Source organism: Kitasatospora sp. NPDC059577, assembly GCF_042735475.1.
Lineage (GTDB): Bacteria > Actinomycetota > Actinomycetes > Streptomycetales > Streptomycetaceae > Kitasatospora.
This window is the reverse complement of the sequence record NZ_JBHWBZ010000030.1, coordinates 1-10,354: the sequence shown is the minus strand read 5'-3', so window position 1 is coordinate 10,354 and position 10,354 is coordinate 1. Positions and strand designations below refer to the sequence as shown.

Below are 10,354 nucleotides of genomic sequence, written 5' to 3'. Positions count from 1 at the left end.
TGACCCCCGGGCTTTTGTGTCTTCACCGTTCTGCACAACATCAAAACCCCGGGCGCCACCACCAACTCAAACACTTAATAAAACATGGGTGCGCCCCCCCCCGCCCCCCCCCCCCCCCACGACCTCACGCTGACCGGCCCGGCCGGACCCACCTCCTCCAGCAGCCCGACGGCGACGTCCAGCCCCACGGCGTCCGCCAGCCCCACGGCCACGGGCAGCCCCACGGCATCTGCCAGCCCCACCGCCACGGGCAGCCCGACCGCGACCGGCAGCCCCACCACCGGCACCCCGACCCCGACGGCCACCTCCGGCGGCCCGGCCGGGGACGGCAAGGTCACCACCCCGACCGGCATCGCGGTCACCCGGACCACCTCCGACGCGGTCGTGCTCACCTGGCAGCCCTCCACGCTCACCAGCGGAGACGGCCCGGTCGCCTACAAGGTGTGGTCCAACGGCCAGTTGGTCGCCACCTCGATGGGCACCTCGGTCGCCGTCAGCTCCCTGCTGCCGGGCAGGGACTACACCTTCAGCGTCCAGGGCTACTCGGGAGGCCACGCCTCCGCCCAGTCCGCGCCGGTGAGCACCACGACCGGAGCCGCCCCCGCGCAACAGCCGGTCCGCTCGGCCTACTTCGACCAGTGGGGCATCTACGAGAACGCCTACTACCCGAAGAACGTGGTCACCAGCGGCGCCGCCGCCAAGCTGGACGTCATCCACTACGCGTTCGCCAACATCGACCCGACCAGGTTCACCTGTTTCCAGGCGGTGAAGGCCTCCGACTCCACCAACGAGTCCGACCCCGACGCCGGCGACGGCGCGGGCGACGCCTACGCCGACTACCAGGCCGACTACAACTCCGGCACCAGCGTGGACGGCAGCAGCGACAGCTGGGAGCAGCCGCTCAAGGGCAACTTCAACCAGCTGCGCCAACTCAAGGCCAAGAACCCGAACCTGCGGTTCACCATCTCGATCGGCGGCTGGACGTACTCCAAGTACTTCTCCGACGCGGCGGCCACCGACGCCTCCCGGAAGGCCTTCGTCTCCTCCTGCGTCGACATGTTCCTGAAGGGGAACCTGCCGACCGGGGTCGCCGGTGACGCCTCGGGCGGCCAGGCCTCGGCCGCGGGCATCTTCGACGGCATCGACCTCGACTGGGAGTACCCGGGCTCCGCCGGCGGCCACACCGGCAACCACTACGCGCCCGCCGACAAGCAGAACTTCACGCTGCTGCTCAAGGAGTTCCGCACCCAGCTGGACGCCCTCGGCTCCGCGCAGGGCAAGCGCTACCTGCTGACCGCCGCACTGCCCAGCGGCCAGGACAAGGTCGCCCAGCTGGAGACCGACAGGATCGGCGCCTACCTGGACTACGCCGACGTGATGTCCTACGACATGCACGGCGCGTGGGACGCCAAGGGCCCGACCAACCAGCAGGACCCGCTGCACGACAGCCCTGCCGACCCGACCACGCCGATCACCCCCGGCACCCGCAAGTACAACGTGGACACCACGGTCGCCGCATACACCACCGGGCTGCCCGAGTACGGCATCCCCGGCGGCTTCCCCGCGAGCAAGCTGGTTCTGGGCATCCCGTTCTACTGGCGCGGCTGGACCGGTGTGCCGGCCGGCCCGAACTCCGGCCTGTACCAGAGCGCGACCGGTCCGACCGCCGCCAAGCCGATGAGCCAGGAAGCCGGCCTGGCCGCCTGGAAGGAGCTCGACCCGACCGCGGCGCAGACTCACTGGGACCCGGTCACCGAGAGCAGCTGGGTCTACGACGGCACCAATTTCTGGACCGGCGACACCCCGCAGGCCGTCCGGGCACGCGGGGCCTACGCCAGGAGCAAGGGACTCGGCGGCCTGTTCGCCTTCTCCCTGGAGAACGACGACACCGCCGGCACGATGCTCGACTCGATGGACGGCAGCCTGCGCTGACGGTCCGCCGGTCGGCACGCACGCCGGACGGCCCATGCGGGATTCCGCGTGGGCCGTCCGGGCGCCGGTCCGTCCGAGCGCCGATCCGAGCGCCGGTCCGAGCACCGGTCCGAGCACCGGTCCAGGCGCCCTGGAGACGCTCGCTTCCGGGACCGCGGGGGCCGTCAGCGCGGCGGCACCGGACGGTCACCGACGCCGCCCCATGGGGTCAGCCCTTGAGGTCCAGCGAGGGGAAGAGGTCCTCGAACGGCTGGGTGGTCACCGAGACGCTCCGGGAGTACGGGTCGTCGAAGTCCCAGATCATGAACAACAGGAAGGCGATCAGCGCGCTGAAGCAGAGCGCCAGCACCAACTCCCGCCGCGTGCGCCGGATCTGCAGGGCGAACAGCATGCCGACGGTCACCACCGCGCCGCCGATCAGGCCGAACCAGACGATCCCCGGCATCCCCGGACCAGCGTTCTCACCCCGCGCGTGGCGGGCCTCGGAGGCCTGGCTGATCCGGTCCATGATCGGCTGGTACGCCTGCGCCTCCAGGTCGGAGGCCGGCGGCCGGGTGGCGACGTCCGTCTGCAGCTTCTGCAGCAGCTGGTCGCCCTTCTCGGTGATCTCGCCGTTCTCCTTCATGGAGGCCCACTCGGTGTTCACCACGTACGTGACGTAGGCGTCCACGTCGGCCCGCACCTGGTCGCGGACCTCGGCCGGGTAGACCACCGCACGGTCGCTCACCTCGCGCAGCGACTGCGCCTCGCGGAACAGGTCGTCCTGGGCCGCGCCGCGTCCCTCCCAGACACCCGCGATGGCGAGACCGAGGACGATCGCGTAGACGACGCCGATCATCATCGTGATGTACTCGATGACGTCCGGAGTCTCGTCGGTCTTCTCCTCACTGCTCGTCCGGCGGGTCCTCAGCAGCACCACCGCCACCACGACGGCACAGGCCGACGCCATGGCGATGGTCAATGCCACCCATTCGGACATGGGAACTCCCTTCTCTGGCTTGGCTTGTGACGGATCGAAAGCTCAGGGAACGTACGGAAAGCTCAGGGACGTACGGAAAGGCCTGGGACGTACCGAACTCGTAGGGAACTCGTTTGGAAGGCCGGGGGACGGCCGCGGACCGGAGAACGGCCACGGGGCGGACGGCGAGCGTGCGGCCCGCGGTCCGTCAGGACCGGCCCGCGCGGCCCCGGCCCTGACCCCGGCCCGGACGCAGGGCCGCTCCGGCGAGCACGCCGGGAACCATGATCAGCACGAGGGTGGTGGTCATCGGGGTGCCCTGGTGGCGCTGCGGCATGGCCACCGGCTTCGACGCCGGCACGCGGTACGTCGGCGGCGCGGCCGGGGTCGGCCACACCGGACTCGGGTGCGCCGCACTCGGTGGGGCGGGGCTCGGGGGCACCGGGTCGGCGGGCACCGGCGGTGCCGACGCGGCCACGGGCGGCACCGGCGCGGGCACCCGAGGTGCCGGCACGGGGGGCGCGGGAACGGCCGGTGGCGGTGCGGGCGCGGGCGGCGGCGGAGGGGGCGGTGGTGGAGAGGGGAGCGGCGAGGGCGGTGGCGTGGGGGTCGGCGTCGCCGTGCGCGTCGGGGTCGGGGTCGCAGTGGGGGTGGGTGTCGGCGTGGGCGTGGGCGTGGGTGTCGGTGTCCGGGTCGGCGTCGGAGTGGGGGTCGGACTCGGGCACGGGTGGTGATGCCAGTCGTGTCCCCCGTGCTCGTCGCCCGGTCGTCCGTACTCCGGCCGGAGGCCCGCCGAGGAGGAGGGCGCGGCCGGCAACGGGGTGGCCCGGCGTGTGTGGCACGGGTGGTGCCCGGGCCGGGGCTCGTGGTCGTGGTGTCCGCTGCCGGCGTTCGGAGCGACGCTGACGCCGACCTGGACGTCGACGCCCACACCGACGCCCACGCTGCCGCCCGGCCCCACCGACACCGAGACGTCGGTCCCGGTGCAGACGCAGATGTCCACGGCCGGGCCGTCCGGGTGCCCACCGGTGTGCTCGGCGCCGGAGGCGGTCGCGCCGGTGACCAGCGCGCACATCGCGACCACGCCGACCGCCGCACCGGCCAGCCGGACCCGCCGCCCGGAGGCCGTCGTCCCACCGCCGGGCAGCGGTATCCGTCGTAACTGCCGACGCGGGGACATGGGCTCCACACACCTCTCGGGTCGCCTGGGAAGGACGGGACGGAACAGGACGCGCTCGGGTCGACCGGCCCGCCACGAGGCAGGCGGAAGGGCCGCCATCGGTCGACGTCCGGCCCTTTCCGGCGCGCTCCCGGCCCGGACCGGTCTCGGTCGGTCTCGGCCGATCGGGGTCGGTCGATCGGTCGGGGTCGGTCGGGCACGACCGGAAGTGGCCGGACGTGATGAGGCGGACGGCCCGCCTCCGGGGGGCGAGCCGTCCGTCTTCAGGAGAAACGATCTTCGAGCCCGCCGGTTACGGCCCGCGCCCGTTGTTCCGTGCGTCCGCTCAGTGGCGGCGGTGCGCGATCTCCACGTTCTCCAGCACGCCGACCGCGTCCGGCACGAGGATCGCGGTCGAGTAGTAGGCGCTGACCAGGTACGAGATGATCGCCTTCTCGTCGATCCCCATGAAGCGGACCGAGAGCGACGGCTGGTACTCGTCCGGGATGCCGGTCTGGTGCAGACCGATCACGCCCTGGTTGTCCTCACCGGTACGGATCACGAGGATCGAGCTCGTGTTCTCCTTGGTGATCGGGATCTTGTTGCAGGGCAGGATCGGTACCCCGCGCCAGGCCGGCACCTGCTGCCCGCCGAGGTCGACGTGGGTGGGGTACAGGCCCCGCGCGTTGAACTCGCGGCCGATGGCGGCGATGGTCCGCGGGTGGGCCAGCAGGTAGTCAGGGTCGCGGCGGCGGTTGAGCAGCTCGTCCAGGTCGTCCGGGGTGGGCGGGCCGGAGTGGGTCTGGATCCGCTGGTCGAAGTCGGCGTTGTTGAGCAGCCCGAACTCCGGGTTGTTGACGATCTCGTGCTCCTGCCGCTCGCGCAGGGCCTCGATGGTCAGCCGGAGCTGGTGCTCGATCTGGTTCATCGGCTGGTTGTAGAGGTCGGCGACGCGAGTGTGCACCTTGAGGATGGTCTGCGCGACGCTCAGCTCGTACTCGCGCGGCTTCAACTCGTAGTCCACGAAGGCGCCGGGGAGCTCGTACTCGCCGTGGTGGCCGGCCGACATGGCGATCTCGGCCTCGCCGCGCTCGTTCTGGGCCTGCAGCGGCAGGGCCAGGAAGGCCTGCAGGTGCTCCTGGAGGCTCGGCGCGTTGTCCCGGATGCGGGCGAAGTCGTCCCGGCTCAGGGTGAGCGCGACACCGGCGGTGGCCGTCTTCGCGGTGAAGTCCCAGACGGCGTCCGGGTTCAGCAGCGCGTCGTCGCCGAAGCGGTCGCCGTCACCGGCCACGCCGACCACCGTCTCGTCACCGTACTTGCCGGTGCCGATCTGGTTGATCTTGCCGTGCGCGATCAGGAAGATCCGGTCGGCGGCCTCGCCCTGGGTGGTGAGCACCTCGCCGGGGCCGAAGTCCCGCTGCTGGCAACGGTCGGCCAGGGCGGTGAGCACCTCGTCGTCCTCGTAACCGCGCAACAGGGCCAGCTCACCCAGCTCGGCCGGGATCACCCGGACCTGGGAGCCGGTCTTGATGAACTCCACCACGCCGTTGCCCACGGCGTAGGTGAGCCGACGGTTGACCCGGTAGGCGCCACCGGCGGCCTGCACCCAGGGGAGCACCTTGAGCAGCCAGCGGGAGGTGATCTCCTGCATCTGCGGTGCGGACTTGGTCGTGGTGGCAAGGTTCCGGGCAGCGGCTGTCGCAAGGCTCTGCTGCTTGGCCTGCTCTGTCTCCGGGCTCGTGTCCACGGGCATCGGCAGGGGTCTCCATTCCTGTGGTGGGGTCACGCGGCCAGGGCCATGGGGAGCGCCACCGGCGCATGCCGTGACGGATCATCAGATCCGCACACTGGTGGGGGCATTGGCGAAAGTTCCGGGGGTGTGCCGCCGTCTCCCGGCGACCCACCCGGAACCCTAGATCACCAGCACCCGGCCAGGCCCGTACGGACGCCCAGTACCCCCCGATAGGGTGAATCTCGCGCAGTCCGCCCCCATGGGCCCGCGAACCGGAGGAACATCCGTTCGCACCTGCGATCCCCGTGGCACCACCGGCTTTCCCGCCCGGCCGCCACCGCTCCGGACGACCGGGAGATCGTCACCGGGCGTCAACCCGGCACACCGGCCGGGCGGTTCGGATGCGGAGGTTCGAGGCGCGGGGTCGGGTGCGTCGGCCGGGGGCCTGCGGGGCCCGGTGCGGAGGTTCGGGCCGGCGGAGGCCGGGGGTCGGCCGCGGGATTCGGGCCGTCCTGCCGTCCCGGCCGGCCCGCCCCGGCGCCGCGCCCGGCTGCGAGCGCACGCATGCGGACGGCCCGTCAGGTGCCGGAACGGGGGTGGCCGGCACCTGACGGGAGAACGGGGTGCGCAGTGGGGGCGCGCCGGTGACGGTCGCGAGCCCGCCCCGGTCGGCGGCGGGTCAGGCGCAGGCCACCTGGGTGCCGGGGACGCCGATGATGCCCGAGTTGTTCTTCAGCCCTGCGTTGTACTCGTAGTACAGGTAGGAGTAGAAGTCGATCCGGGTGGCGGCACCGCAGGCCGAGTCCGGAGCGACGGTGTAGGTCACGGTGAAGGTGCTGCTGGCACCGGGTTCGAGCGGCACGTTGTACCGGGCGATGCCGCCGTGGACGTTGTCGCTGCAGCCGTTGGTCTGGGTGCCGCAGGCCGTCGCGGCGAACTTGAGGCCGGTCTGCAGGCTGGTCGCGTAGGTCTCCTGGACGCTCTGGTACACGAACTGGATCGGGGTGTCGTACGGGTTGGTGAGCGTCAGCGTGAGCGTGAACTCGCCGCCCCGGACGGTCGTCTGTTTGTCGGAGACGGCCGTGAGGGGCAACGGGGAGTCGGCCCGGGCGGGAGCGGAGGAGAGGAGCAGACCGACGACGAGGGCCGGGCACGCGACGAGCGCGGCGCGGATCGGATGTGTTCTGCGCATGACCAGGGAGCGTAGGCGGCGGTACCGCTCGGGTTGCCCTCCTCGGCCCGATTCCGTACCGACGCAGGAGTGGCCAGCGGACACTGCGGACCGGTCGGTCCGGTTCCCCCCTCATCGGGGCGCCCGGAGGCATATGCTTCTCCGCCCGTGCGGGCAGCGACTCCCCCGCCCCCTCCCACCGGTTCCCCGGCTCCCCCGGCCGTCACGCCGCCCGGGCGGCCGCCCGGGCAGCCTCGGGCCGCCTTCGGGCCGCTTTCAGACCGGCGACGGCAGGATGTCGCAGAGCGCCGCGACCGCCGCCGCGTAGGCGTGGTCGGGCGGCGTGGCGTAGCCGACCACCAGCCCGTCGACGGCGGGCATGGCCTCCGGCGCGATCTCCGGGTGCCGGTAGTCGGCGAGGCCGTCGACCGCCAGGCCCCGGTAGGCGGCCGCCTTGAGCACCGAGCGCTCGGTGCCCGCTTCCAGCCGCAGCACCGCGTGCAGACCGGCCGCGATGCCGGACACCTCGACGTGCGGGGCGCGCTCCGCGAGCGCGGCCACCAGGTGGTCACGGCGGTCCCGGTAGTGGCGGCGCATCCGGCGCAGGTGCCGGTCGTAGCCTCCGGAGTCGATGAACTCGGCGAGGGTCAGCTGGTCCAACGCGCTGGCCCAGCCCTCGCGTTCGCCCTTCGCTGCCAGCACCCGGTCGACCAGGTGGTCCGGCAGCACCATCCAGCCGAGGCGCAGCGCCGGAGTGAGGCTCTTGCTGGCGCTGCCGAGGTAGACCACCCGCTCGGGGTCGAGGCCCTGAAGGGCGCCGACCGGCTGGCGGTCGTACCGGAACTCGCCGTCGTAGTCGTCCTCCAGGACCAGTCCGCCGCGGCCGCGCGCCCAGTCGACCACGGCGGCGCGGCGGCCCGGGTGCAGCGGACCGCCGGTGGGGAACTGGTGGGCAGGGGTGAGCAGCGCCGTCCGGACGTCCGCGCTCTGCGCCAACTCCTCGACGAGGGCGCCCTGTTCGTCGATCGGCAGCGGAACGGCGGCGACCCCGGCGGCGGCGAGCAGCCCGCGGTGGAAGCCCAGCCCGTACGCCTCGACGGCCAGCGGCCCGTTCTCGGCGGGCGGCAGGACGGGCCGCGCGCCGTCGAAGAGCAGTCGCAGGGCGTGGGCGAAGCCGGAGCAGACCACGATCCGGTCCGGGTCGGTGCGCACCCCCCGCGCCCGGGCCAGGTAGTCGGCGAGGACGGTGCGCAGCTCGCGCCGGCCTTGCGGATCACCGGGCCCGAAGGCCTCGTTGGGCGCGGCGGTGAGGGCCCGGCGGGCGGCGGCCAGCCAGGCGGTCCGGGGGAAGGACGCGGCGTCGGGCTGGCCCTGGCGCAGGTCGTACCGGGGTCCGGGCCGGGGCGAGGGCCGGCGGGCCCGGGTCGGCGGGACGGGTTCGGCGCGTTCGGCGACGGCGGTGCCGGATCCCTGACGGGCGGTCAGCCAGCCCTCGGCGACGAGTTCGGCGTAGGCCTCGGCGGCGGTGTTGCGGGCCAGGCCGAGGTCGGCGGCGAGCACCCGGTACGGCGGCAGCCGGGTGCCGGGCGCCAGCCGGCCACTGCGGATCGCCTCGCGCAGGGCCGTCATCAGCGCGGCGCGGCGGCCGCCGGTGGCGGGGAGGTCGAGGTGCAGGTCGCTGCCGGTCGGGTGGGCGGGCTCGGAGGGGAGCGTGCCCCGCGTGTCCGTCATGTTCACGCACCCTACCCGGCGTCCCGTCCGCACCCGTCGCGCGGTCGGCCCCGGCGGCCTCCGCCCCTCCCTCCCCCCTTTCCCTCCACCTCTTCCTCTCCTAGGGGACGACGGTCACCGGCCAGCGGCCCGCCTTCACCAGCCGGACCGCCACCGATCCGATCACCTTGTGCCCGGCCTGCTCGGAGACGCCGACCACCACGGCGTCCGCGCGCAGCTCGTCGGCGAGCTTGGCCAGGCCGCCGTAGGGGTCGCCGCGCATGGTCAGGAAGCGCCAGTCCACCTTCCAGACCTCGCGGACCCGCTCCTCGGCGTCGCGCAGGGCGGCCAGCAGTTCCTCGGCAATCTCCTGGGTGGTCTCCTCCACGGCGGCCCCGGCCAGGGCGGTCGCGGCGCCGAGGACCGGCTGGATGTAGGCCACCGCGAGGACGGCGCCCTGCCGGCGGGCCAGCCCTGCGGCGTAGGCGGTGGCGCGCCAGGAGGAGTCGGAGCCGTCCAGACCGGCCAGGATCACGCCGGGCCCGTCCGTCCCCAGTTCGAAGCCCGCGGGTGCGGCCGCGGCCTCGTGCTCCCCGGCGCCGGACTGACCCCCGGCCGCCGCCCCTCCCCTGCCGGTGTCCGCCGTTCCCGAGCCCGGTGCGTCCGTTGCGTCGCTGTCGTTGCTCATGATCCACAGGCTATTACCGGGACGGTGCGTAGGCGCAGGGGGTACGCGGGGTGAGCCCTGTGGTGCGGGCCACCCGGGGCGGCGACGGGCGCGGCGGATTCGGCACCGGCGGCGGGCGGGCCGTCACGCGCTGTCGACGATGTGCGTGGCCTCACACGGTTTTCGGTGTGGCGGGGGCCACTTCTCCGCAGGGTTTGATCTTGGAAATAGGTGTAAATCGGGCGAAATCGGCACAATTCCTTGATCCTTACGCCCGGTAACAGCCCTCTGACGTGCCTAAACCTCCGAATCCTTGAACCGGCCACCACCGCCCCCGTAACTTCGAACCCGTTGCACCGAGCGATCCGCTCCGGACCGGCCTCACCGCCCCCGAGCAGGAACGGTGCCGAACCACGCGAGTGACGTGCCCCCGAAACCGACGGCCTTCCGAAGGCCTGGTTCCGCGTGCTCGCAACCCCTCCGAAAGGAAATCCATGACCTTCCGTAACGAGACCGCCGCTGCCACCACCACTGCCACCCCGAAGCGCCGCAACCGCGTCCGGATGGCTCTGATGGCCGGGGCGCTCACCGCGCTGCCGGTGGCCGGCCTCGTCACGGCCACCAGCGCCTCCGCCGCGCCGGCCACGGTCTGGGACAAGGTCGCCTCCTGCGAGGCCACCGGCAACTGGGCCATCAACTCCGGCAACGGCTTCTACGGCGGCCTGCAGTTCACCTCCAGCACCTGGGCGGCGTTCGGCGGCACCTCCTTCGCCCCGCGCGCCGACCTGGCCACCAAGGCCCAGCAGATCTCCGTCGGCGAGAAGGTCCTCGCGGCCCAGGGCCCGGGCGCCTGGCCGATCTGCTCCGTCAAGGCCGGTCTGAGCAAGTAGGACCGCCGAAGACCCCGAAGCGGGCCCCCCCCCCCCCCCCGGGGGGGGGGGGGCGCGCGCCCCCCCCCCCGCCCACCCCCAAAGAGAGGGCGACCGCGACAGGGGGGGGGACCACCGGGAGCCGCGAAGCAAGCA

8 protein-coding genes are annotated in these 10,354 nt (G+C 72.9%); 2 read left to right on the top strand and 6 right to left on the bottom strand.

What is annotated here, in order from left to right; all coding sequences use genetic code 11:
- Positions 1–84 precede the first annotated feature (84 nt).
- Positions 85–1,932 (top strand): glycosyl hydrolase family 18 protein, encoded by a 1,848-nt coding sequence (locus tag ACFV0O_RS22870; RefSeq protein WP_380344708.1) that lies wholly within the window; start codon positions 85–87, stop codon positions 1,930–1,932.
- 208 nt (positions 1,933–2,140) lie between these two features.
- On the opposite strand, the gene ACFV0O_RS22865 is transcribed toward ACFV0O_RS22870, so the two are convergent.
- The 6 genes from ACFV0O_RS22865 to ACFV0O_RS22840 all read right to left on the bottom strand — a co-directional run bounded on the left by ACFV0O_RS22865 (position 2,141) and on the right by ACFV0O_RS22840 (position 9,350).
- Complete coding sequence (locus ACFV0O_RS22865; protein ID WP_380344705.1) at positions 2,141–2,911, bottom strand: hypothetical protein; 771 nt, start codon at positions 2,909–2,911, stop codon at positions 2,141–2,143.
- 187 nt (positions 2,912–3,098) lie between these two features.
- Positions 3,099–3,227, bottom strand: coding sequence for a hypothetical protein (locus ACFV0O_RS22860; RefSeq protein WP_380344703.1), 129 nt, complete (start codon positions 3,225–3,227; stop codon positions 3,099–3,101).
- Positions 3,228–4,395: 1,168 nt separating this feature from the next.
- A complete protein-coding gene (locus ACFV0O_RS22855) occupies positions 4,396–5,802 on the bottom strand; it encodes a family 2B encapsulin nanocompartment shell protein (protein ID WP_360257602.1) in 1,407 nt (468 codons plus the stop codon).
- Between the two features lie 658 nt (positions 5,803–6,460).
- The gene (locus ACFV0O_RS22850; RefSeq protein WP_380344700.1) at positions 6,461–6,973 is read right to left on the bottom strand and encodes a hypothetical protein; all 513 of its coding nucleotides are present in this window, start codon (positions 6,971–6,973) and stop codon (positions 6,461–6,463) included.
- Positions 6,974–7,228: 255 nt separating this feature from the next.
- Entirely contained in the window at positions 7,229–8,683 is a 1,455-nt protein-coding gene (locus ACFV0O_RS22845; protein WP_380344697.1) for a PLP-dependent aminotransferase family protein, read from the bottom strand.
- Positions 8,684–8,783: 100 nt separating this feature from the next.
- Entirely contained in the window at positions 8,784–9,350 is a 567-nt protein-coding gene (locus ACFV0O_RS22840) for a universal stress protein (protein ID WP_380344695.1), read from the bottom strand.
- Between the two features lie 473 nt (positions 9,351–9,823).
- On the opposite strand from ACFV0O_RS22840, the gene ACFV0O_RS22835 reads away from it, so the two are divergent.
- On the top strand, positions 9,824–10,219 hold the full coding sequence (locus ACFV0O_RS22835) for a transglycosylase family protein (RefSeq protein WP_380344692.1): 396 nt from the start codon (positions 9,824–9,826) through the stop codon (positions 10,217–10,219).
- Positions 10,220–10,354 lie beyond the last annotated feature (135 nt).

What these genes read in the sequence shown, in the direction of transcription:
- ACFV0O_RS22870 (WP_380344708.1), top strand. Translation starts at nt 85, where the DNA reads ATGGGTGCGCCCCCCCCCGCCCCCCCCCCCCCCCACGACCTCACGCTG.
- ACFV0O_RS22865 (WP_380344705.1), bottom strand. Translation starts at nt 2,911, where the DNA reads ATGTCCGAATGGGTGGCATTGACCATCGCCATGGCGTCGGCCTGTGCC.
- ACFV0O_RS22860 (WP_380344703.1), bottom strand. Translation starts at nt 3,227, where the DNA reads ATGCCGCAGCGCCACCAGGGCACCCCGATGACCACCACCCTCGTGCTG.
- ACFV0O_RS22855 (WP_360257602.1), bottom strand. Translation starts at nt 5,802, where the DNA reads ATGCCCGTGGACACGAGCCCGGAGACAGAGCAGGCCAAGCAGCAGAGC.
- ACFV0O_RS22850 (WP_380344700.1), bottom strand. Translation starts at nt 6,973, where the DNA reads ATGCGCAGAACACATCCGATCCGCGCCGCGCTCGTCGCGTGCCCGGCC.
- ACFV0O_RS22845 (WP_380344697.1), bottom strand. Translation starts at nt 8,683, where the DNA reads ATGACGGACACGCGGGGCACGCTCCCCTCCGAGCCCGCCCACCCGACC.
- ACFV0O_RS22840 (WP_380344695.1), bottom strand. Translation starts at nt 9,350, where the DNA reads ATGAGCAACGACAGCGACGCAACGGACGCACCGGGCTCGGGAACGGCG.
- ACFV0O_RS22835 (WP_380344692.1), top strand. Translation starts at nt 9,824, where the DNA reads ATGACCTTCCGTAACGAGACCGCCGCTGCCACCACCACTGCCACCCCG.